The 20,497-nt window shown below is 55.6% G+C and carries 25 protein-coding genes; 13 read left to right on the top strand and 12 right to left on the bottom strand.

Annotation, left to right across the window (positions count from 1 at the left end):
- Positions 1–4: 4 nt before the first annotated feature.
- From AC6I8B_RS07630 to flgB, 7 genes are read right to left on the bottom strand one after another with little or no spacing between them, the layout of a single operon-like run.
- Positions 5–715 carry a flagellar basal body L-ring protein FlgH gene (locus AC6I8B_RS07630; protein ID WP_029518984.1) on the bottom strand — a complete coding sequence of 237 codons (711 nt, stop codon included), beginning with the start codon at positions 713–715 and terminating at the stop codon, positions 5–7.
- Between the two features lie 60 nt (positions 716–775).
- Positions 776–1,558 carry a flagellar basal-body rod protein FlgG gene (gene flgG, locus AC6I8B_RS07625; RefSeq protein ID WP_003849881.1) on the bottom strand — a complete coding sequence of 261 codons (783 nt, stop codon included), beginning with the start codon at positions 1,556–1,558 and terminating at the stop codon, positions 776–778.
- Between the two features lie 17 nt (positions 1,559–1,575).
- Complete coding sequence (locus AC6I8B_RS07620; protein ID WP_010669843.1) at positions 1,576–2,331, bottom strand: flagellar basal body rod protein FlgF; 756 nt, start codon at positions 2,329–2,331, stop codon at positions 1,576–1,578.
- 20 nt (positions 2,332–2,351) lie between these two features.
- Entirely contained in the window at positions 2,352–3,608 is a 1,257-nt protein-coding gene (gene flgE, locus AC6I8B_RS07615) for a flagellar hook protein FlgE (RefSeq protein ID WP_022625876.1), read from the bottom strand.
- Between the two features lie 26 nt (positions 3,609–3,634).
- Complete coding sequence (gene flgD, locus AC6I8B_RS07610; protein ID WP_010669841.1) at positions 3,635–4,309, bottom strand: flagellar hook assembly protein FlgD; 675 nt, start codon at positions 4,307–4,309, stop codon at positions 3,635–3,637.
- A gap of 12 nt (positions 4,310–4,321) precedes the next feature.
- Entirely contained in the window at positions 4,322–4,726 is a 405-nt protein-coding gene (flgC, locus tag AC6I8B_RS07605) for a flagellar basal body rod protein FlgC (protein ID WP_013357440.1), read from the bottom strand.
- A gap of 2 nt (positions 4,727–4,728) precedes the next feature.
- Entirely contained in the window at positions 4,729–5,142 is a 414-nt protein-coding gene (gene flgB, locus AC6I8B_RS07600; protein ID WP_009090882.1) for a flagellar basal body rod protein FlgB, read from the bottom strand.
- A gap of 154 nt (positions 5,143–5,296) precedes the next feature.
- Here flgB and flgA point away from each other — a divergent pair, with 154 nt between their 5' ends.
- From flgA to flgN, 3 genes are all read left to right on the top strand, one after another.
- A complete protein-coding gene (gene flgA, locus AC6I8B_RS07595) occupies positions 5,297–5,956 on the top strand; it encodes a flagellar basal body P-ring formation chaperone FlgA (RefSeq protein ID WP_010246373.1) in 660 nt (219 codons plus the stop codon).
- 104 nt (positions 5,957–6,060) lie between these two features.
- The gene (gene flgM, locus AC6I8B_RS07590; protein WP_010246375.1) at positions 6,061–6,369 is read left to right on the top strand and encodes a flagellar biosynthesis anti-sigma factor FlgM; all 309 of its coding nucleotides are present in this window, start codon (positions 6,061–6,063) and stop codon (positions 6,367–6,369) included.
- A 5-nt stretch (positions 6,370–6,374) separates the two neighbouring features.
- Entirely contained in the window at positions 6,375–6,806 is a 432-nt protein-coding gene (gene flgN / locus AC6I8B_RS07585; protein WP_010246377.1) for a flagellar export chaperone FlgN, read from the top strand.
- Positions 6,807–7,112: 306 nt separating this feature from the next.
- On the opposite strand, the gene murJ is transcribed toward flgN, so the two are convergent.
- The 4 genes from murJ to rimJ form a co-directional block, all read right to left on the bottom strand.
- Positions 7,113–8,651: a murein biosynthesis integral membrane protein MurJ gene (murJ, locus tag AC6I8B_RS07580; RefSeq protein WP_010246379.1), complete on the bottom strand. Its 1,539-nt coding sequence runs from the start codon at positions 8,649–8,651 to the stop codon at positions 7,113–7,115.
- A 122-nt stretch (positions 8,652–8,773) separates the two neighbouring features.
- On the bottom strand, positions 8,774–9,694 hold the full coding sequence (locus AC6I8B_RS07575; RefSeq protein WP_191919702.1) for a Gfo/Idh/MocA family protein: 921 nt from the start codon (positions 9,692–9,694) through the stop codon (positions 8,774–8,776).
- Position 9,695: 1 nt separating this feature from the next.
- A complete protein-coding gene (locus AC6I8B_RS07570; protein ID WP_033771434.1) occupies positions 9,696–10,334 on the bottom strand; it encodes a YceH family protein in 639 nt (212 codons plus the stop codon).
- A gap of 16 nt (positions 10,335–10,350) precedes the next feature.
- Positions 10,351–10,941 carry a ribosomal protein S5-alanine N-acetyltransferase gene (rimJ, locus tag AC6I8B_RS07565; RefSeq protein WP_010246386.1) on the bottom strand — a complete coding sequence of 197 codons (591 nt, stop codon included), beginning with the start codon at positions 10,939–10,941 and terminating at the stop codon, positions 10,351–10,353.
- 299 nt (positions 10,942–11,240) lie between these two features.
- Here rimJ and grxB point away from each other — a divergent pair, with 299 nt between their 5' ends.
- The 9 genes from grxB (at position 11,241) to AC6I8B_RS07520 (ending at position 18,173) form a co-directional block, all read left to right on the top strand.
- Positions 11,241–11,888: a glutaredoxin 2 gene (grxB, locus tag AC6I8B_RS07560; protein WP_256850183.1), complete on the top strand. Its 648-nt coding sequence runs from the start codon at positions 11,241–11,243 to the stop codon at positions 11,886–11,888.
- 114 nt (positions 11,889–12,002) lie between these two features.
- Positions 12,003–12,566: a lipoprotein gene (locus AC6I8B_RS07555; protein WP_010246390.1), complete on the top strand. Its 564-nt coding sequence runs from the start codon at positions 12,003–12,005 to the stop codon at positions 12,564–12,566.
- Between the two features lie 682 nt (positions 12,567–13,248).
- A complete protein-coding gene (gene pyrC, locus AC6I8B_RS07550; protein ID WP_157351845.1) occupies positions 13,249–14,292 on the top strand; it encodes a dihydroorotase in 1,044 nt (347 codons plus the stop codon).
- 62 nt (positions 14,293–14,354) lie between these two features.
- A complete protein-coding gene (gene dinI / locus AC6I8B_RS07545) occupies positions 14,355–14,600 on the top strand; it encodes a DNA damage-inducible protein I (protein WP_010246395.1) in 246 nt (81 codons plus the stop codon).
- A gap of 144 nt (positions 14,601–14,744) precedes the next feature.
- The gene (locus tag AC6I8B_RS07540; RefSeq protein ID WP_010246397.1) at positions 14,745–15,017 is read left to right on the top strand and encodes a hypothetical protein; all 273 of its coding nucleotides are present in this window, start codon (positions 14,745–14,747) and stop codon (positions 15,015–15,017) included.
- Between the two features lie 246 nt (positions 15,018–15,263).
- Positions 15,264–15,518 carry a biofilm formation regulator BssS gene (gene bssS, locus AC6I8B_RS07535; RefSeq protein WP_010246399.1) on the top strand — a complete coding sequence of 85 codons (255 nt, stop codon included), beginning with the start codon at positions 15,264–15,266 and terminating at the stop codon, positions 15,516–15,518.
- A 94-nt stretch (positions 15,519–15,612) separates the two neighbouring features.
- Complete coding sequence (gene solA, locus AC6I8B_RS07530; protein ID WP_033771429.1) at positions 15,613–16,725, top strand: N-methyl-L-tryptophan oxidase; 1,113 nt, start codon at positions 15,613–15,615, stop codon at positions 16,723–16,725.
- Between the two features lie 295 nt (positions 16,726–17,020).
- Entirely contained in the window at positions 17,021–17,596 is a 576-nt protein-coding gene (locus tag AC6I8B_RS07525) for a cytochrome b (protein ID WP_129062857.1), read from the top strand.
- Position 17,597: 1 nt separating this feature from the next.
- A complete protein-coding gene (locus tag AC6I8B_RS07520; protein WP_157351843.1) occupies positions 17,598–18,173 on the top strand; it encodes a YceI family protein in 576 nt (191 codons plus the stop codon).
- A 39-nt stretch (positions 18,174–18,212) separates the two neighbouring features.
- On the opposite strand, the gene trhO is transcribed toward AC6I8B_RS07520, so the two are convergent.
- Positions 18,213–19,262: an oxygen-dependent tRNA uridine(34) hydroxylase TrhO gene (trhO, locus tag AC6I8B_RS07515; protein ID WP_010246407.1), complete on the bottom strand. Its 1,050-nt coding sequence runs from the start codon at positions 19,260–19,262 to the stop codon at positions 18,213–18,215.
- Positions 19,263–19,514: 252 nt separating this feature from the next.
- Here trhO and AC6I8B_RS07510 point away from each other — a divergent pair, with 252 nt between their 5' ends.
- Positions 19,515–20,438, top strand: a complete 924-nt coding sequence (locus AC6I8B_RS07510) for a Kdo(2)-lipid IV(A) acyltransferase (RefSeq protein WP_010246409.1) — start codon at positions 19,515–19,517, stop codon at positions 20,436–20,438.
- Positions 20,439–20,497 lie beyond the last annotated feature (59 nt).

Genomic DNA, 20,497 nt, shown 5'->3' with positions numbered 1-20,497 from the left:
CCTCTTACATCGGCGAGATGTTCAGGAAGAAACGCTGGAACCAACCCATGGTCTGCGCCTCATTGATGTAACCATTTCCGACGTACTCAATACGTGCATCGGCGACAGCGGTAGATAACACGGCGTTACTGGCGCTGATGGTGCGTGGGTTGACCACGCCCGAGAAGCGAATGAACTCCGTGCCCTGATTAATAGCGATCTGTTTTTCACCGACCACGTGCAGGTTGCCGTTTGACAACACCTGATCCACGGTGACGGTAATGGTGCCGGTAAAGGTGTTATTGGCGGATGCGCCGCCTTTACCTGCGAAATCGTTTTTGCCTTCGGCGCTGAGGTTGGCTTTTTCACCACCTGCACCCACCAGGCCTGCCAGACCGGTCGGCACCGCGCTCACACCAAAGCTGTTGCTGCCATCGCGGCTGGCATTGGCTGAGGAGCTCTTGCTGGCGCTGACGTTTTCCTGCAGCGTAATGGTCAGGGTATCGCCAATGTTGCGTGGACGGCGATCCTCAAACAGCGGCTGATAGCCGTAGTTAAGCGGCGCGACGCCCTGGAATATAGAGCCGTTGACCACCGGTGGCGCGGACGGCATTGGTTGCGCTGTAGTTGCACCTTCGACCAGCGGGGTACGCGGGACCAGGGCACATCCGTTGAGAGTTAGCAGCAACGAGGCGACTAACCAATGTCCAGGCTTGAGAATCTGTTGCTTCGCCACGGCGTCACGACCTTATTAATGTCTGTCATTCAGGCCAGCACGGGCTGGCCCTGTTCGGGATTAAAGCTGAGTTAATTTCGCCAGCATCTGATCAGAGGTACTGATCGCCTTGCTGTTTATTTCGTAAGCGCGCTGCGTCTGGATCATGGTGACCAGCTCTTCCGCCACGTTAACGTTCGAGGTTTCGGTATAGCCCTGATAGAGCAGGCCCGCGCCGTTCTGGCCTGGCGTGCTGTCCGTCGGAGCGCCCGATGCCTGCGTTTCCTTGTAGAGGTTTTCACCCACGCTATCGAGACCGGCGTCATTCATAAAGGTGCTCAGGGTTAACTGACCGACCTGCGCGGCCTGAGCCTGTCCCTGCTGCGTTACGCTGACCACACCGTCACGCGACACCGTGATGCTGGTGGCGTTAGCCGGAATGGTAATGCCTGGCTGTACCGGGAAACCGGAGTTGGTCACCAGCTGGCCGTTCTGATCAACCTGAAACGCGCCGTCACGGGTATAAGCAGAGGTGCCATCCGGCATCTGAATCTGAAAATAACCCTGGCCGTTAATGGCGATATCTTTTGAGTTGCTGGTCTGCGACAGGTTGCCCTGCGTATGCAGACGTTCAGTGGTCACCGGACGTACACCGGTACCGATCTGCAAACCAGATGGCAGCGTTGTCTGTTCTGATGACTGGGTGCCCGGCTGGCGCATGGTCTGGTACATCAGATCTTCGAACACGGCACGTGAACGCTTAAAGCCGTTGGTGCTGACGTTTGCCAGGTTGTTGGCAATGACGTCCATGTTCATCTGCTGCGCATCAAGACCGGTCTTAGCGATCCATAAAGAACGAATCATGTTGTTATCCTCGTGCCTTAGCCCATGCTCAGGAGCTGGTTGGCTTTTTGTTCATTTTCGTCGACGTTGGTGATGACTTTCATCTGCATCTCAAAACGTCGGGCGTTGGCGATCATATCAACCATGGTTTCTACCGGTTTGACGTTGCTGCCTTCCAGCACGCCAGGCATCACCTGCATGGTGGCATCAGCCTGCAGCGCGGCACCGCGGGTCGCCTGCGTCGACGCAGTAGGCCGGAACATGCCGTCATCACTGCGCTGCAGCTCCTGCCCGGTTGCCCTGACCAGCTTCAGCTTGCCCAGCTGAACCGTGGCGTTCGGTGAATCACCGGCATTCAGCCCGGTGATCGAGCCGTCGGCTGCAATGGTGATTTCAGTGCCCTGCGGGATCACAATCGGACCGCCATCGCCCATCACAGGATTGCCCTGAACCGTCAGCGTACCGGTCGGACTGATTTGCATATTGCCGTTGCGGGTATAGGCTTCGCTGCCGTCAGCGGTACGCACCGCCAGCCAGCCATCCTGCTGCACCGCCACATCGAGCGGACGCTCGGTGTAATCCATCGCGCCCTGACTCATGTCGGCGCCCGGTGTCGAGGCGGCGACCAGCGTACGGGTTGGCAGCGACCAGCCACTCACCGGCACGGCGCGCAGCGCATTCAGCTGCGCACGAAAACCCGGTGTAGAGGCGTTGGCGAGGTTGCTGGCGGTAACCGCCTGCTGATCCAGCGTCTGGCTGGCCGCGCCCATCGCGGTATATATCGCGTGATCCATATGGCAATCCTGTTAGCGAATTAACGTAAGTTAACCAGCGTGTTGAGAATCTGGTCCTGAGTTTTGATGGTCTGCGCATTCGCCTGATAGTTACGCTGCGCGACGATCATGTTCACCAGCTCTTTACTCATGTCGACGTTGGAAGATTCCAGTGCGCCAGCTGTCAGTGAACCAAAGGTGCCGGTATTCGCCAGACCGATTGCAGCCTGACCGGATGCACTTGACGCAGACCAGACGTTGTCGCCCTGAGACTGCAGACCTTCCGGGTTAGAGAAGCTCGCCAGGACAATCTGACCCAGCAGCTGGGTTTTCTGGTTTGAATAGCTGCCGGTGATGGTGCCGTCATCATTGATCGCGTAGCTGGTCAGATCGCCAGGCGCATAACCATCCTGGGTCGGGCTGCCAAAGGTGGTGCTGCCGGTGTTCTGCTGCAGGCTGCCCAGCATGCTCAGGTTGATCGGCTGATTGGCGACTGCGCCATTCGCTCCGCCCACGTTCAGCGTCAGGCCGACGGTGCCATCGGTCGTCGTGCTGACGACAGCGCCGGTGGCATCCAGCTTAGAGACGCTGGTCAGCTTACCGCTGGTGTCAAACGCCATTCTGAAGTCACCCGCTGAACTGCCGGTGTTGCCATCAATGGTACGCACGGTCCAGCTGTTGCTGGTGGTGTCTTTCACGAAATACATGTCGAGCGCGTGGTCATTACCCTGCGAGTCGAACACGGTTGCCGTGGTTTTCTTGTTGTAGCTGTCTGCGTTCGCCGTCGAGAAGGTGGCCACAGATGGCGTTTTGTCCGTTGAGTTCAGGTTGGCAACCAGACCGGCGGTAGTGGTCGCACGGGCTGACATCTGCTCGGTAGGAATACGCAGCGCCACCGGGTTAGCACCTGCCTGGATAGTGGCCGGTGAACCGCTGGCCGGATAGCCGGTCACGTTCAGACCCTGGGTGTTGACCAGGTTACGGTTGGCATCCAGCGTTAACTGGCCATTGCGTGAATAGAAGACGCCGCCGCTGCTGTCGGTCATACGGAAGAAACCGTTACCGCTCAGCGCAACGTCCAGGCCACGGCTGGTCGTGGTGGTGGCGCCATCGTTAAAGTTCTGGATTACCGCAGCAACTTTGGTGCCGAGGCCGACGTTAGAACCGGCAAACATATCGGCAAACGCGATGGTGCTCGATTTAAAGCCCGCAGTGGCGGAGTTGGCAATGTTATTACCGATGACATCAAGGTTACTTGAAGCAGCACCAAGGCCGCTGACCGCTTGGGAAAATGACATGTGTTTGTTTCCTGTCTACAGGTTAATCAGAGAATCTGACGTACGTCGTCAAGGGTGGCGGAGCCCATGGTGCCGAGATCCAGTTTTGTGGTGTTGTTCGCAGTACTCACCCCATTGACGTAGGCGTAGTTAAGCGGTTGTGCCACCAGTTGTGTGTTGCCATTGCTTGCGGCAATCGCAACGCTGTATTTACCATCCGGGGCGACAGAGCCATCTGTCAGCTTGCCGTCCCACGAGAAGGTGTGCACGCCAGCGCTCAGCGCGCCCAGATCGACGGTGTCGATCACCGTGCCACTGGCATCTTTAATGGTGGCCGATGTGCCGGTTGAAGCGGAGGCCAGCTCAACGCCAAATGGCGTTGTGGTGCCGTTGCCTACCAGAACCTGTCCGCCATTGACCATTACGCCATGCCCAATCAGCGTGGAGCTCTGCAGCGACTGGCTGGTGCTGATCTGGCCGGAGATCGATCCCAGCGTGGTATTCAGTTTTTCAATGCCGCTCAGGGTATTGATCTGTGCCAGCTGCGTGGTGAGCTGGCTGTTATCCATTGGATTGGTGGGATCCTGGTTTTTTAACTGCGTCACCAGCATGGTCAGGAACTGATTCTGCAGATCCTGCGCATTGTTGCCGGTGCCACTGGTGTTAGAGGAGCTAAGGACCGTGGGGTCCAGTCTTTCGTTAACGCCTACCGCGATAGCCATAATTTTTCTCCGTTATTGCCCGATCGTCAGGGTTTTCATCATCATCGACTTCACGGTGTTGAGCACTTCGACGTTGGCCTGGTAGCTGCGTGACGCCGACATGGTGTTGACGCTTTCAGAGACCACATCCACGTTCGGCATCTTCACGTAGCCTTTGGCATCTGCCATCGGATTGCCCGGGTCATAGACCAGCTTCGCAGGTGTAGGGTCATCCACGACTCTTGCCACTTTCACGCCGCCGGTGGCTGAGCCTGGCGCCGCATCGGTCTGGAAAACCACCTGCTTTGCCACGTAAGGCTTGCCATCGGGGCCGGTGACGCTGTCGGCGTTCGCCAGGTTACTGGCACTGACGTTTAATCGCTGTGATTGCGCGGTCATCGCTGAACCGGCAATGTCAAAAATATTCAGCAAGGCCATAATTATTGTCCTTGTAACACGCTCATCATGCCTTTGATCTGGCTACTGATGAGGGTGAGGTCGGTTTGATATTTCAGGCTGTTATCCGCGAACTGCGTACGCTCACGGTCCATATCTACGGTGTTGCCGTCGGCAGAAGGCTGGTCAGGAATGCGATAAAGCATATCCATCGATGGCACGCCGTTTGTCTGTGCTTCAATGTGGCGAGCTGACGTGACTTTTAACGCCATGCTGCTGCCTTCCGCACGACCATTGGACATCACCCGACTCAGCTCGCTGGCAAAGTCGATATCCCGGGCCTGATAACCAGGGGTATCGGCGTTGGCAATATTTGACGCCAGGATCTCCTGACGTTGAGCACGCAGGTTGAGGGCCTCCGTACCAAATTTCAGCGCCGCATCCAGTTTGTCGAGCATGTTTCCTCCGCGTATGAGAATTTCGAGCTCGCAGCTTAATTTGAAAATGCAAGGGGTCATCGTCTGAATAAGGCCTCAAATGACCGCTATTTTGACAATTAAGGATTTTTCTTAAGGGGTACACTCGTCGCCATCATCAGTGAGGAAATGCACAATGCGTCGATATCTGACCCTGCTGACCAGCCTGCTGGTCGCGATCGCCCTGCCGGTTTCCGCCGGGGATCTCAATGCACAACTGAATCAATTTTTTAAAGCGCGTGACGCCCAGCATGCTGATGGCATGGTCGTGGTGGTACGCACACCGCAGGAACAGTGGCCAGCCTGTGAGGCGCCACAGTTCACCCTGCCCGGCAACAGCCGGTTGTGGGGCAATATGAGCGTGGCGGCAAACTGTGGTGAGAACCGCCGTTATATTCAGGTACAGGTGCAGGTCACCGGTTCCTATCTGGTGGCGAACCGGCTGCTGAGCCAGGGCAGTAGCGTGAGCGAGAGTGATTTCACTCTGCAGACCGGCCGCCTTGATACTCTGCCTGCCCGCGCCCTGCTGAATGCGGACTCGGTCGCAGACGCCGTGGTGCTGCGCGATATCCAGCCAGGACAGCCGATTAATCCCTCCACGCTGCGTCAGCCGTGGCGTGTGAAGGCGGGTCAGAATGTGATGGTGATTGCCAGCGGTGACGGCTTTGACGCCAGCGGTGAGGGCAAGGCGCTGAATAACGCCGCCCGATCGCAGTCGGTCCGGGTCAGGATGGGAAATGGCCAGATTGTCAGCGGTAAGGTACGCGAGGATGGGAATATTCTTATAACGCTGTAAAGTGTTAAAGAAGCCAGTAGTGCTGCCGATAGAAGAATCAACGAAGCGATAACGCTATTCTGATTCAGGTGGCAGACTTCCCCTGACCGTACAGGAGCCCGAACATGAGCATTGACAGAACGCAACCTCTGAAACCCGCCAGCACCGTACAGAGCCGCGATAGCAGTGAGTCCGGCAGCAGCAAAGTGCGCCAGAGCGCCAGCCCGGTGGCAGCAGCCACGACCCCTGCAGCAGCCCAGGTCAGCCTGAGCAGCGCGCAGTCGCAGCTGATGCAGCCGAGCAGCAAAGATATTAACGTCGAGCGCGTTGAACAACTGAAAACCGCCATTCGTAATGGCGAACTGAAGATGGATACCGGCAAAATCGCCGATGCGCTGATTGCCGACACCAAGGCGTATTTAGAGGGTAATTAGTTCCCATGAGTAATTTGCAGACCACCTTAGATAAGATGCAGGACGTGCTGGCGTCGCTCTCAGCCGTGCTGGAAGAAGAGCAGCAGCAGCTGGCAGCCGGAAACATTAACAGTAATCTGTTGCAGCGTATTACCGAAGATAAAAGCGCGCTGCTCAGTACGCTGAACTATCTGGATGAGATGCGCCGCACCGCTGAGCAGAGTCAGGCGACATCGGCACCTTATCGTGGTCAGAACGACATGGCGCGCCGCTGGGACACTATCCAGCAGCATAGCCGTCGTCTGCAGGATGCCAATGTTCATAACGGCCTGCTGCTGCAACACCAGATCCGCTACACCCAGGATGCGCTTGACGTGCTGAAGCCGCATCAGACCCAGGCCTTTTACGGCCCGGATGGGATGGGTAAAGGCCAGGCGACGTTAAGTCGCAAAGCCTGAACCGGAAAGTAGCGAAAAAAAATCCCGCCTGGTGCGGGATTTTTTATTGGTGCGTTTTTTCCTTCACCATGATGAGCTTTAAAATTGAGCCTGCACAGGGAACAGGGGCAGATCGGAAAGACGCTAAAGCCAATCCCTGGCCGCTCGGCCCGCGCGATTACGCACCTCATCCCTGAGGTGCGCCCGTTGCCGGGCCAACGCGTTGCGTTGTTCAAAAACGCTCCCGGCGTTTTTGTCCATGGCGCGGGACGCTTTCCTCCTCTGCCCCTGTTCCCTGCGCGTTGAATTTATTTATTGCGGCAAGCTTTACACAGCGGTGCGACGCGCATAGTCGCGCAACCGGAAGCCCAGCAGTCCCAGCGCCAGGAAGTAAGCCCCGCCGCCCACACCACAGACCGCGGCCAGACGCAGCAGCCGCCACAGCATCGATCCCTGCTCCCAGGCTGGCATCCACTGCAGCATGGCAAACAGCGCACCTGCCATCACCACTACGGCTATCAGCAGGCGGATCAGGAAGCTGCTCCAGCCCGGCTGCGGCATAAAGATATTCTTCTTACGCAACTGCCAGTAGAGCAGCGACGCATTCAGACAGGCTGCCAGCCCAATCGACAGTGATAGACCGGCGTGTTTCAGCGGACCAATAAACGCCAGGTTCATTACCTGCGTCATGATCAGCGTGATAATCGCGATTTTAACCGGCGTTTTGATGTCCTGACGGGAATAGAAGCCCGGAGCCAGCACCTTGACCACGATCAGCCCCATCAGTCCGACGGAGTAGGCGATCAGGGCGCGCTGCGTCATCAGAGCATCAAAGGCAGTGAATTTGCCGTACTGGAACAGCGCCACGGTCAGCGGGCCGGAGAGCATGCCCAGCGCCACCGCGCTGGGAAGCGCCAGCAGGAAACAGAGGCGCAGACCCCAGTCCATCAGCCGGGAATATTCATCATGGTTGCCGCTGGCAAAACTTTTGGCCAGCGACGGCAGCAGAATGGTGCCCAGCGCCACGCCCAGCACCCCCGAGGGGAACTCCATCAGGCGGTCCGCGTAGTACATCCAGGAGACCGAACCTGAGACCAGAAACGAGGCGAAGATGGTATTGATGATCAGCGAGATCTGACTGACAGAAACGCCCAGAATGGCAGGTCCCATCTGACGCATGACCCGCCAGACGCCCGCATCACGCAGATTCAGGCGTGGCAGCACCAGCATCCCGAGCTTCTTCAGGTGTGGCAGCTGATAGCCGAGCTGCAGCACGCCACCTGCTACCACTGCCCAGGCCAGCGCCATTACCGGTGGGTGGAAGTGCGGCGCGGCAAACAGCGCAAAGCCAATCATGCTGACGTTCAGCAGGGTCGGTGCAAAGGCCGGTACCGAGAAGCGGTTCCAGGTGTTCAGCACCGCACCCGCCAGTGACGCCAGCGAAATCAGCATAATGTAGGGAAAGGTCACCCGCAGCAGCGAGCTGGTGAGCGCAAACTTATCGGGACTGTCGGCAAAGCCGGGGGCCGTCACCATGATGACCCAGGGCGCAGCAATCATGCCCGCCACCGTGACCAGCGCCAGCGCCAGAGTCAGCAGGCCCGAGACGTAAGCCAGGAACAGTTTCGTCGCCTCTTCGCCCTGCTTGCTTTTATATTCAGCCAGAATGGGCACGAAGGCCTGAGAAAAGGCGCCTTCAGCAAAAATACGCCGCAGCAGATTGGGAAGTTTAAACGCAACAAAGAACGCATCGGTCGCCATTCCGGCGCCAAACACCCGCGCCACGATGGCATCACGGGCAAAGCCCAGTACGCGGGAAAACAGGGTCATAGAACTGACCGCTGCCAGCGATTTCAACAAATTCATAATTGACGGCGCATCCTGAAAAGAATCGGCAAAAAAGGAGAATTAGCGCGGGCACCCAGAAGATGCCCGGCGACAGTCTACTGCCACGGAGGGAAATGACCAGCACGGAGTGTTACAAGGCGTTATTCCTGCGTCGCCTCACGCCACAATTTTTCCACCACACGCTGCGCCATCAGCGCCTGCTCACCGCTGGTTTCAGGCTTCGTCTGATTTTGTACGCAGTCGATGAAATGGCGAGCCGCACCGCTGAAACCGCGCTGGGTCAGATGACTCTGCCAGGCGGGCGGTGGCGTAATCAGCAGCCCGTCACGCCGTTCTTCCTGCCAGTCGCGCATCTCACTAATGTCGATGCATTTACCGTCACATACTGCGCTGACCCGCTCGCGCTGACTGCCTGCGCGCCGGTGCATGCTGGTGGTAATCGACAAGCCCTCAACAGCGAAATGATGCTCGGCATAGAGCATCTGCCCCTGTTCGTTGGTGTCGATGCGTCCCTGAACCTGGCGAAAAGGTTTCCCACCCAGCCAGAGGGCGGTATCCACCACATGCAGATAGTCATCGAGCAGGGTAAAGCGGAGATCCTGTGGCCCGACGCTGTCGCTACGGTGCTTTTCAATCCGCAGAGAAGTCGCGCTAGCCATCTCCGCCCGCAGCTGCTGATAGCGCGGGGCAAACCGCCGGTTAAACGCCACCATCAGTTTACGCTGCCGTTTTTCCGCCAGCGCCACCAGCGCCTCAGCCTGTTCCAGGGTTTCAGCCAGCGGCTTATCGACGCAGACATCCTTTCCTGCCAGCAGCAGCGCCCTGACCACTTCATAGTGCGTGGCGGTGCTGCTATGGACAAAGACCGCGTCGCAGGCAGCGGCTAATTCATTCAGCGAACCAAAATATGGCATGCGATAGCTGTCACAGACCGGCCGGGCTTTGGCCTGGTTCGGGGAAAACGCCCCTGCCAGGGTCCAGTCCGTCGCCGCCGACAGCACCGGCAGCCAGGCTTTCTGCGCGATACCGCCTAATCCCACTACGCCAATACGTAAGGTCATCTCAGCTCTCCGGTTGCAGCAGTTGGGTGAGTTGTGCCTGAAGCGCTGCAACCTGCTGTTCCAGCGTTGCGACGCGCGCCGCCAGTTCGCCCTGCTCTTCCGACGCGTCTGCGGCCTGCGGCTGGTCACGCTCATCGCCCAGCAGATGCATAAAGCGGCTTTCGCGCTTGCCAGGTTCACGCGACAGACGGATCACCTGAGCACTGTCGTCGCGCTGCATCAATCCTTCCAGCGTTTGCTCAACTTCGCTGACATCACTGAACTCGTGCAGACGGCCGCTGCGGGTACGCAGTTCGCCTGGCGTCTGGGGCCCGCGCAGTAACAGCAGCGTCAGCAGAGCGACTTCTGCGCTGTTAAGCTTTAGCGTGCCAAACGCGGAGTTGCAGAAACGCTGCTCATATTTCACGACCCGCTGCCCGGCGGCGCTGCTGGCGGTGATCAGATGCCGTTTTTCCAGCTGATCGAGCTGATCCTGTACCTCACTTTCGCTCAGCTCCATCACCGGCTCGCGGTTCGATTTCTGGTTACAGGCCACCACCACGCCATTCAGCGACAGCGGATACTGTTCCGGCGTGGTGACCTGCTTCTCCAGCAGGCAGCCCAGCACGCGCATCGCCTGCGCCGATAAAGTCATCTTCATGCTCGCATCCTCATTATTATCCACGCCGGTCAGGCGTCCATTCCCGCAGGGTTAAGGCTGTCAGCACGTGATCCTGCCAGCGTCCGTCGATCAGTAGATAATCTTTCGCGTAACCCTCTTTCTCAAAACCGAGTCGCGCCAGCAGATCGCCGCTGCGCTGGTTGTGCGGCATGTAGTTAGCCATGATGCGGTGAATATGCTGCTGGCGCTGCATATAGCGGATTGCCACCTGCAACGCTTCGAACATGAACCCCTGCCCCTGCCACTTTTCACCCAGTGAATAGCCGAGATAACAGGCATGAAAGGATCCGCGTAACACGTTGCTGAAGTTTGCCACTCCCCTCACTTCGGTTTCATCGCTGTCCATTAAAATGAAATAGAAGGCCGAACCCTGCTTATGCATGTCGGAAATCAGCCCAAGCCGCGCCTGCCAGCCCGAAGGGTAGCAGTGGCTGTCATCACGCACCGGCTCCCACGGTTTTAAAAACAGGCGGTTTTCCGCGTAGTAATCTGCCATTCGCCAGGCATCACGCTCGTGAACCAGACGGACCACCAGCCGATCGGTGGTTAATCGCACCCTGGGCGCGGCAGAACGATAGCCAAACATCCTGACTCCTGAAATCAATGGCTGATAGAGATGAGCCGTCATTACCCGGCTTTCACTATAACCGCCGCCTGGGCTCCGGTAAAACGTTACAGCGGTTTAGCGATAAAGAGGCTGATTTTGCTCGGGTCGCACCGCGGATAACCCCTGCTGCAGGCGGCATCACCAGCGGATCCTGCAGCGCGCCTGACAGGCAGGTTTGCCCTGTGGAGTAATCTCTTCCATACTTTTTACGAGCCCGAAAGCAGGATGAATTGATTCACTCTGTTAAACACTAAACCTGTAAAACCCGGGAGATCAGGATGAAGCTCTATATCTACGACCACTGCCCTTTCTGCGTTAAAGCGCGAATGATTTTTGGCCTGAAAAACAAACCGGTTGAGCTGGTGGTAATGCTCAACGACGATGAAGAGACGCCGAAACGACTGATCGGACAGAAAATGGCGCCCATTCTGCAGAAGCAGGATGGCAGCGCGATGCCTGAAAGTATGGAAATCGTACACTATGTCGATCAGGAGGATGGCGAACCGCTGATCATCGGCGCGCTGAATCCGGCGATCGGCGACTGGCTGCGTCACATGAACAGCTATGTCAATAAACTGCTGCTGCCGCGCATTGCAGAGGCGGCGTTTGCCGAATTCGCGACGCCGGAGGCGCGTGACTATTTCCGCAACAAAAAGCAGGCGAGCATCGGTGATTTCGACACGCTGAAAAGTCATTCTGCCGGCCTGATTAAAAACGTCAGCGACGATCTGCGCAAGCTGGACAAATTAATCGTCCAGCCCAATGCGGTGAATGGCGAGCTGTCCGAAGATGATTTTAATCTCTTCCCGCTGCTGCGCTCTCTGACGCTGGTGGCAGGAATCGACTGGCCGAGCCGGGTCGCTGACTACCGCGATAACATGGCCAAACAGACCCAGGTGAATCTGCTCTCCTCAATAGCTCACTAACCCCTCCCGATGAGAGACGCTGCGGCGTTTCTCATCTCTTTCCTGATGACACCCGCTACGCATTCAGGCAGGCTATGGCCTGTTTATTGGCTCTGATATTCAGGATAAAGATCGATGAAAAAGGCTTTTTTCGGGCTGACTGCCCTGTTGATCGCGCTGCTGGTGAGCGGCTGTAATCAACTGACGCAATACACCATCAGCGAACAGGAAGTAAACCAGGCGCTGCAGAAGCACAACAACTATGAGAAAGATATTGGCGTTTCCGGGCTGGTTAATGCGCACATCGTCCTGAACAACCTGACCAGTCAGATTGGCCGTGAAGAGCCAGGTAAAGTGACGCTCTCTGGCAATGCTAAAATCAATGTGACGTCACTGTTTGGTCCGCAGCAGGCCGATATGCAACTGAAGATGCGTGCTCAGCCGGTCTATGACCAGCAGCAGGGTGCAATCTATCTGCGCGATCTGGAAATTGTTGATGCGCAGGTTGCTCCGGAAAAAATGGCCTCCATTATGAAAACGCTGACGCCTTATCTGAATCAGTCGCTGAAAAACTACTTTGATCAAAAGCCGGCTTACGTGCTCAGCGCCGACCGCAGCAAAGGCGAGTCGCTGGCGAAGAAATTTGCCAAAGGACTGGAAGTGAAACCTGGCGAACTGGTTATTCCCTTTACGCAGTAACGCCAGTCAGTTAGGCGACAGGTGACAACGCAGTCTGGTGCCGCTCAGGGGCTGGCGGTCCTCGCGCCTCTGCGCGGTTCCTTCACTTCATTCGCCTGCCTGACGGACCGCCGGGGATGGCACATCCTGTGCCGCCCCGCCTTTCGCCCGCGTCCTGCGGGCTCTCCTGGCAGACTCATTCTGTTCAGCGCTGCGGATTGCCTGCTCCTGAGCGGCACGGCCTGCTCTGAAACTTCAGTGAATGTTGTCAGAAAGGGCACGAAAGTGGAGGCCTGAGCGCCTCTGCTGCTGAAAGGGCTATCCGCAGCGCTGAGGCGTGACGGTGGGCCAGAAGTCCACGCCGGGAAGCGTGGACAGTTCGGGGCCGGCCAGGGAGGGCCCATCCCCGAACGGTTCGTCGGCACGACGTCAAAGCCGAAGGTACCGCGTGAGCGGCGCGAGGACGGCCCGGCAGCAGCAGAGGTGCTCTGGCCCGCACTGCGGCTCGCTCGCCCGGAAAAAAGCTGCCCCGTTTGACCGTGACAGCCTTTACAAATCTAATCTTAACTGACCAGCATTACCCTGTTGGGCAGCGGATTTTCTTTGACAGCATAAAAAGCAGGTGCAAACGGTTGCCTGAATCCTTATGCTTAGACCCCGGCCAAAACACGCCTTTTGTTTCCCTTCTGCCGGAGCTTCACTGATGACAGCACAACCTCAGCAACTTACCCTGCGTCGCCCTGACGACTGGCATATTCATCTGCGCGACGATGAGATGCTCAACACGGTCCTGCCCTATACCAGCGCGGTGAATGGTCGTGCCATTGTGATGCCTAACCTGGTGCCACCGGTGACCAGCGTGGCAGCAGGTGAAGCGTACCGCGATCGCATCCTGGCGGCGCTGCCCGCCGATCACGCCTTTACGCCGCTGATGACCTGCTATCTGACCGACTCGCTTGATCCTGATGAGCTTGAGCGCGGTTTCACCTCCGGTCTGTTTACCGCGGCTAAGCTCTATCCGGCGCACGCTACGACGAACTCCAGCCATGGCGTTACCGATATCGCCTCCATTGCCCGCGTGCTGGAGCGGATGCAGAAGCTCGGTATGCCTCTGCTGATCCACGGCGAAGTCACCGATGCGCATGTCGACATTTTTGACCGCGAAGCCCGATTTATCGAAACGGTTATGGTGCCGCTGCGCAGCCAGTTTCCGGCACTGAAAGTGGTGATGGAGCACATTACCACTCAGGACGCCGCAGAATATGTTGCCGCCGCCGATGAGACGCTGGGCGCGACCATTACCCCGCAGCATTTGATGTTTAACCGCAATCACATGCTGGTGGGCGGTATTCGTCCGCACCTCTATTGCCTGCCGATTCTTAAACGCAACGTGCATCAGGAAGCATTGCGCAAATTAGTGGCGAGTGGTCATCCGCGCGTGTTCCTCGGCACCGACACAGCACCGCATCTGCGTCATCTCAAAGAGGCCAGTTGCGGCTGCGCGGGGGTATTTAATGCGCCAGTGTCGTTACCCGCTTACGCCACCGTTTTTGAAGAGCTGAACGCGCTGGAACATTTTGAAGCGTTCTGTTCGGAGAATGGCCCGCGTTTTTACGGCCTGCCGCTGAATGAAGGGACGATTACTTTGGTGCGTGAGTCCTGGCAGGTGCCAGAGTCCATCGCGCTCGGCAGCCATTCACTGGTGCCGTTCCTGGCGGGTGAAACACTGAACTGGTGCATCGCATAATTTTACTTGCCTCCGGCCTGCCGATACTGTAAATATATACAGCATCTTAAACGGAGGCTGTTATGCGCGTTGAAATTACCGTATCAAATACCCGACCTCTTCCTGCTGGCGCGATAGAAGCGTTGAGCGATGAATTATCGCGCCGCATTGATGAACAGTTCCCTGACTCGACCAATCACGTCAAGGTACGTTATGCCAGTGCCAATAATCTCAGCGTGCTGGGCGGTGGAAAAGAGACGCGCGACCAGATCAGCGAAATCCTGCAGCAGACGTGGGAAAGCGCTGACGACTGGTTCAATACTGATTAACCGCCACTGTGCTTTTTTTCCGGGTGTCGCCACCCGGTTTTTTATCTTTTCTCCCCTCTCGCACTTACCCCGTCCTGCATCTAGACTCTTAATGATCAATGCCCTATCCTTGCGCTCGTCACGCATAACAGGAGGTGCGACACCATGACTACTGATAAACCGGAAGAGGCGATGACCTTTGGTGAGTTGTTAGCACTGATTGGTGATCAGAAGCGTCGTTTAACGGTGCTGGAAAATGCCTTTTCCAGTCTGATTTTCTGTCTTGACGATCGTGCCAGTCAGCTACTGGTACACAATCTGTCGCTGGAAGCCCAAAATCAAAACCATGATGAGCAGCTTCAGCAGCACTTTGCCCGTCTGGCAGAAACACTGCAAAAACGCGGCGGCGGCGTAGTGCCAGAAACGCCGGCTCTCTGAGTCCGCTCACGCGGCTAAGCCCGCTTTTTGCCTGTCTTTTGATTGCTGATAAAAATGCCTGCCCGTCAGGCATTTTATTTTTTTACGTCCGCCTTTCAAACGCAAATATTCTGTGAGAAGCTGACTCACGGCATTTTTTAAACAGTGATACCCTCGTTTACTGTTATAATTGTTTCGCTATTGGAATAAAAAAGCCGCATTGAACCTCATCATGCACTTCGTTTAACGAGTAATAAGGAGGTTATAATGGACAGAAGAAAAGATGTTATACAGACTCACCCACTGGTGGGCTGGGATATCAGTACCGTTGACAGCTATGACGCCATGATGATCCGCCTGCACTCGTTGTCGTCGCAGGATCAAAAAGAAGAAGAAGCGGATGTTGGCCCGACATACTGGCTGACAACGGATGTGGCAAGGCAATTTATCTCGATCCTCGAAGCAGGCATCGCCAAGATAGAATCAGCCGAGCAGATAGAACGACTCCTCAAAAAGCATTAATTTCTGCCGCATCAAAGAGGCGCCCTCAGGGGTGCCTTTTTCGTTTCTGTTTCTGGTATGCTTTTGATTATCTGTCTCTTAGAGCGTAGTTACCATGATTTATGATCTTATCGTCGTTGGCAGCGGTTCCGTGGGCGCGGCGGCAGGCTACTATGCCACCCAGGCGGGTTTATCGGTGTTAATGATCGACAGCGCCCATCCTCCCCATAATCAGGGCACACATCATGGCGAGAGCCGGCTGATTCGTCACGCCTATGGTGAAGGTGAACGCTATGTTCCCCTGGTCCTGCGGGCGCAAACGCTGTGGGATGAGCTGGAACAGCGTGCCGGTGAGCGCATCATGCATCGCAGCGGCGTACTTAACCTCGCCCCGAATCAGTCGCCGTTTATTCAGAACGTCATCGACAGCGCGACCCGCTGGCAGCTCAATATTGAGGTGATGCAGCCAGATGAGGTGCGCAAGCGCTGGCCACAAATCAATGTGCCTGAGGGCTATCTGGGCGTATTTGAGCCGCAGTCCGGCTATCTGAAATGTGAACAGGCGGTACGCAGCTGGATCCAGCTGGCGGAGCAGGCGGGCTGCGCGCAGCTGTTTAACTGCCCGGTTTCAGAACTGGGTCGCGATGGCGATCTGCAGCAGGTCACTACCCTGGATGGCGTCTATCGGGGCCGCAAAATGTTGATCAGTGCGGGCACCTGGGTTGGCAAATTAGTTCCTGACCTGCCGGTCGCGCCCACCCGTAAGGTGTTTGCCTGGTATCAGGCAGATGGCCGCTACAGTGAGAACAATAAGTTTCCCGGTTTTACGGTGGAAATGGGCGATGGCAGCCAGTTTTATGGCTTCCCGGCGGATAACAACGCCCTGAAAGTAGGTCGTCATGATGGCGGTCAGCTGATGCAGCAGCCTGAGGATCGTAAACCTTTTGGCGCGGTGGCGGCCGATGGCAGCGAAGCTTTTGGATTCCTCCGTCAGTTTTTACCTGGCGTCGGTGTCTGTCTGCATGGCGAAGCCTGCAGCTACGATTTTAGCCCGGATGAAGACTTTATAATTGATACCCTGCCGGGTGAACCAGACCGCTTGTTAATCACCGGGCTCAGTGGACACGGGTTTAAATTCGCCAGCGTATTGGGCGAACTGGCTGCAGAATTTGCCCAGCAAAAACCGTTCTCTTTTGATCTGACACCCTTCCGCCTCTCACGTTTCTGACTCTGATAAAGGGTGGTATCAGCCTGATGCCGCCCGACTGACAGACTTTGACGAAAATTGACTATTACTGACATAAAGTCAGAATATATTTCGCCCTTTTGGTTAATTCCGGCTCTTTTTAGTTGACGACCAGCGCCTCACAAATAACTTATTCAGTAATATTGCGCATTTCACACCTGATTTATTCAACCTTTTCACAATATAAAATTAAAGTTATAGAAGCGTAAGGATGATTGCTTTTATATTTCATAATGTGGATGCTTATTTCAGATTATTACTTCATGAAAACCTCATTATGTTATTACGTAATTCATCTCATCAGTTTGGCCTGGTTGCCGTGCTGCTGCACTGGTCGATGGCGCTGGCGATTTACGCCATGTTTGCGCTGGGATTATGGATGGTCGGCCTCGGCTATTACGACAGCTGGTATCACGACGCGCCTGAGATCCATAAAAGCATCGGCGTGATCCTGTTGCTAACGCTGATCGTTCGCCTGCTGTGGCGCATTATTTCACCGCCGCCAAAACCGCTTAGCAGTTATTCCCCGCTGGTACGCATCAGTTCGGTGGTGGCCCACCTGTTACTGTATACCCTGCTGCTGGCGATTCTGATCAGCGGCTATCTGATCTCCACCGCCGATGGCAAACCCATCTCAGTATTCAGCTGGTTTACCCTGCCCGCGCTGTTCAACGGTGCTGGCGAACAGGCTGATCTTGCAGGCGACATTCACCTCTGGCTGGCCTGGACGGTTGTGGTCCTGTCACTGCTGCATGGGCTGGCTGCGGTAAAACATCACTTTATCGATCGCGATATCACTTTAAAACGGATGTCGGGTTTGCGTTTCACCTCTCCCTCTGAAAAGGATAAATAATATGTTTAAAAAGACCCTGCTGGCGATGACCGGTGCCAGTCTGCTACTCGGCTCACTCACCGCCTCTGCCGCTGACTACAAAATCGATAAAGAGGGCCAGCACGCCTTTATTCAGTTCCGTATCCAGCATCTGGGTTACAGCTGGCTCTACGGCACCTTTAAGGATTTTGATGGCCGCTTCACCTTTGATGAGAAGAATCCTGCCGCAGATAAAGTCGACGTCACCATTAACACCAGCAGCATCGATACTAACCATGCTGAACGTGACAAGCACCTGCGCAGTGCGGACTTCCTGAACACCAGCAAAAATCCGCAGGCCACGTTCAAATCCACAGATGTGAAGAAAGAGGGTGATGAGCTGAAGATTACTGGCGATCTTACGCTGAATGGCGTGACCAAACCGGTAACGCTCGAGGCGAAAATGCTGGGTGAAGGTAAAGATCCGTGGGGCGGCTACCGCGCTGGCTTTGAGGCTGAAGGGGAAATTGCACTGAAAGATTTCAACATCACCAAAGATCTGGGGCCAGCTTCGCAGAAGGTTCAGCTGATGATCTCGGTTGAGGGTGTACGCCAGTAAAACAGCAAGCCGCCTGAAGCTGACTTCAGGCGGCAACGCTTATTTCTTCAGCGGCGAGGGAATGGTCATGTTTAACAGGCCACGCGACTTGTTAAAGATCTTGTTGCCATTTTCACGTCCTGCCCGACGCGCGCGCTGCTCTTCCGGTGAGAGCTTCGCCTCTTCCTGGCAGATCGGGCTACAGCAGTTCTCAAACTTCTCCGCGCAGCTTTTGCACTGAATAAACAGCAGATGACAACCGTCATTGACGCAATTAACGTGGGTATCACAGGGCTCGCCGCACTGATGACAGTTCGACAACACATCGTCAGAGATCCGCTCACCCATCCGCTCATCAAAAACAAAGTTTTTGCCTTTGAAGCGTACCGGTAATCCCTGCTCACGGGCGCGTCGGGCATACTCGATGATACCGCCCTCAATGTGATAGACATCCTCAAAGCCGTTGTGCCGCATCCAGGCACTGGCCTTTTCACAGCGGATCCCGCCGGTGCAGTACATCACGATCTTTTTGTCTTTCTGATCCTGCAGCATCTCAACCGCCATCGGCAACTGATCGCGGAAGGTGTCAGCAGGCACTTCCAGCGCATTATCAAAGCGACCCACTTCATATTCATAGTGGTTACGCATATCCACGAACAGGGCGTCAGGATCGTCCAGCATGGCGTTAACGTCCGCCGCTTTAAGATACTGACCCACATCGCTGGCATCAAAACTGTCGTCTTCAATACCGTCCGCGACAATACGGTCGCGTACTTTCAGACGCAGCACCCAGAACGATTTACCATCATCATCCAGCGCAATATTCATCCGCAGGTTGTTCAGCGCCGGATCAAAGCCATATAGCCATTCTTTCATCTTTTCATACTGGCTGGCTGGCACGCTGATCTGCGCATTGATGCCTTCGTGGGCCACGTAGACGCGACCAAAGACCTTAAGAGCTGTCAGGCCAAGATAGAGCGCGTCACGGAATGCTTTGGGATCGGCAATCTGGAAATATTTATAAAAAGAGACAGTGGTGCGCGGCTCGGTTTCAGCCAGCATGCGCGCCTTCAGCTCTTTATTGGAAACGAGGTTATGTAACACTGGCATGGTGTTCGTCCTGTTATCAATAGAAGAAATTTAGCGCGCACATGATACCTGATTTCACCGGGATGCAAAGGCCAGTGACCAGATTGATCGCCTGTTGCCGTTTTTTGCAGCAACATTGGACTATTAACCTTTGTTCATTGATGGCACGTTCCGATAGTGATATTTAAGCGCACGTCAAAAACTGGCACAATGGTGTAAATCAACGAGATATCAGCACCGCACGGTGCGCGACGCAGGAAAATTAACCTTCACATGACTCAGTTGCCTCAGTTTTCACGAGAACTGCTTCACCCGCGCTATTGGCTGACCTGGCTGGGTGTCGCTTCTCTTTATCTTTTGGTGCTACTTCCTTATCCCCTGCTTTATGTTCTCGGCTGTAATATTGGCCGCATTGGGATGCGTTTTATGAAACACCGCGTCAGTATTTCCCGGCGTAATCTGGAATTAAGTTTTCCGGATATGCCGGTAAATGAACGCGAAGCGATGGTTAAACACAATTTCGAATCGGTCGGCATGGGATTAATTGAGACCGGTATGGCGTGGTTCTGGCCTGACTGGCGCATCAATAAATGGCATACGCCTTCAGGGCTGGAGCATATTCAGCAGGCGCGCGATAGCCAGCGCGGCGTGCTGCTTATCGGCATGCACTTTCTGACGCTGGAGATTGGTGCACGCATGTTTGGTATCCATAACCCTGGCATTGGCGTCTATCGCCCGAATGACAACAAACTGATCGACTGGCTTCAGGTCAAAGGTCGGATGCGGTCGAATAAAAGCATGCTCGATCGTAAAGATCTCAAAGGAATGATCCGCGCACTGAAACAGGGTGACATTATCTGGTATGCGCCCGACCACGATTATGGCCCGCGCAGCAGCGTCTTTGTCCCCTTCTTTGGCGTGGAAAAAGCAGCCACAACGGTGGGCACCCATCTGCTGATCCGCACCGGTAAACCGGCTGTCATCCCTTTTGTGCCGCGTCGTCTGCCTGGGGGTCGCGGCTATGAACTGATGATACTGCCTGACATCAGCGGCGAATTTACGCTGGAAAGTGATGTCGCAACCGCAACCAGAATGAATCAGGTTGTTGAAGAGGGTGTGCTGCTGGCACCTGAACAGTATATGTGGCTCCACCGCCGCTTTAAAACGCGCCCCGAGGGCGAACCCTCCCGTTATTAATCTGTTCGCGCTAAATGTCTGTCAGGCATTTAGCGCGTTTTACTCCCCTGCTAAATAAA

It is taken from the genome of Pantoea sp. X-Soil-ISGK-285, assembly GCF_059730815.1.
Note: the sequence above shows the minus strand (reverse complement) of the source record. Positions and strands in the feature narration are given on the sequence as shown.

Coding starts and splice junctions, on each gene's coding strand:
- flgN (WP_010246377.1), top strand. CDS start 6,375: ATGAGTAATTTGCAGACCACCTTAGATAAGATGCAGGACGTGCTGGCG.
- AC6I8B_RS07555 (WP_010246390.1), top strand. CDS start 12,003: ATGAAAAAGGCTTTTTTCGGGCTGACTGCCCTGTTGATCGCGCTGCTG.
- rimJ (WP_010246386.1), bottom strand. CDS start 10,941: ATGTTTGGCTATCGTTCTGCCGCGCCCAGGGTGCGATTAACCACCGAT.
- flgC (WP_013357440.1), bottom strand. CDS start 4,726: ATGGCCTTGCTGAATATTTTTGACATTGCCGGTTCAGCGATGACCGCG.
- flgB (WP_009090882.1), bottom strand. CDS start 5,142: ATGCTCGACAAACTGGATGCGGCGCTGAAATTTGGTACGGAGGCCCTC.
- dinI (WP_010246395.1), top strand. CDS start 14,355: ATGCGCGTTGAAATTACCGTATCAAATACCCGACCTCTTCCTGCTGGC.
- pyrC (WP_157351845.1), top strand. CDS start 13,249: ATGACAGCACAACCTCAGCAACTTACCCTGCGTCGCCCTGACGACTGG.
- AC6I8B_RS07540 (WP_010246397.1), top strand. CDS start 14,745: ATGACTACTGATAAACCGGAAGAGGCGATGACCTTTGGTGAGTTGTTA.
- AC6I8B_RS07525 (WP_129062857.1), top strand. CDS start 17,021: ATGTTATTACGTAATTCATCTCATCAGTTTGGCCTGGTTGCCGTGCTG.
- bssS (WP_010246399.1), top strand. CDS start 15,264: ATGGACAGAAGAAAAGATGTTATACAGACTCACCCACTGGTGGGCTGG.
- flgE (WP_022625876.1), bottom strand. CDS start 3,608: ATGTCATTTTCCCAAGCGGTCAGCGGCCTTGGTGCTGCTTCAAGTAAC.
- grxB (WP_256850183.1), top strand. CDS start 11,241: ATGAAGCTCTATATCTACGACCACTGCCCTTTCTGCGTTAAAGCGCGA.
- murJ (WP_010246379.1), bottom strand. CDS start 8,651: ATGAATTTGTTGAAATCGCTGGCAGCGGTCAGTTCTATGACCCTGTTT.
- AC6I8B_RS07575 (WP_191919702.1), bottom strand. CDS start 9,694: ATGACCTTACGTATTGGCGTAGTGGGATTAGGCGGTATCGCGCAGAAA.
- flgD (WP_010669841.1), bottom strand. CDS start 4,309: ATGGCTATCGCGGTAGGCGTTAACGAAAGACTGGACCCCACGGTCCTT.
- solA (WP_033771429.1), top strand. CDS start 15,613: ATGATTTATGATCTTATCGTCGTTGGCAGCGGTTCCGTGGGCGCGGCG.
- AC6I8B_RS07570 (WP_033771434.1), bottom strand. CDS start 10,334: ATGAAGATGACTTTATCGGCGCAGGCGATGCGCGTGCTGGGCTGCCTG.
- flgG (WP_003849881.1), bottom strand. CDS start 1,558: ATGATTCGTTCTTTATGGATCGCTAAGACCGGTCTTGATGCGCAGCAG.
- AC6I8B_RS07520 (WP_157351843.1), top strand. CDS start 17,598: ATGTTTAAAAAGACCCTGCTGGCGATGACCGGTGCCAGTCTGCTACTC.
- flgM (WP_010246375.1), top strand. CDS start 6,061: ATGAGCATTGACAGAACGCAACCTCTGAAACCCGCCAGCACCGTACAG.
- trhO (WP_010246407.1), bottom strand. CDS start 19,262: ATGCCAGTGTTACATAACCTCGTTTCCAATAAAGAGCTGAAGGCGCGC.
- AC6I8B_RS07510 (WP_010246409.1), top strand. CDS start 19,515: ATGACTCAGTTGCCTCAGTTTTCACGAGAACTGCTTCACCCGCGCTAT.
- flgA (WP_010246373.1), top strand. CDS start 5,297: ATGCGTCGATATCTGACCCTGCTGACCAGCCTGCTGGTCGCGATCGCC.
- AC6I8B_RS07620 (WP_010669843.1), bottom strand. CDS start 2,331: ATGGATCACGCGATATATACCGCGATGGGCGCGGCCAGCCAGACGCTG.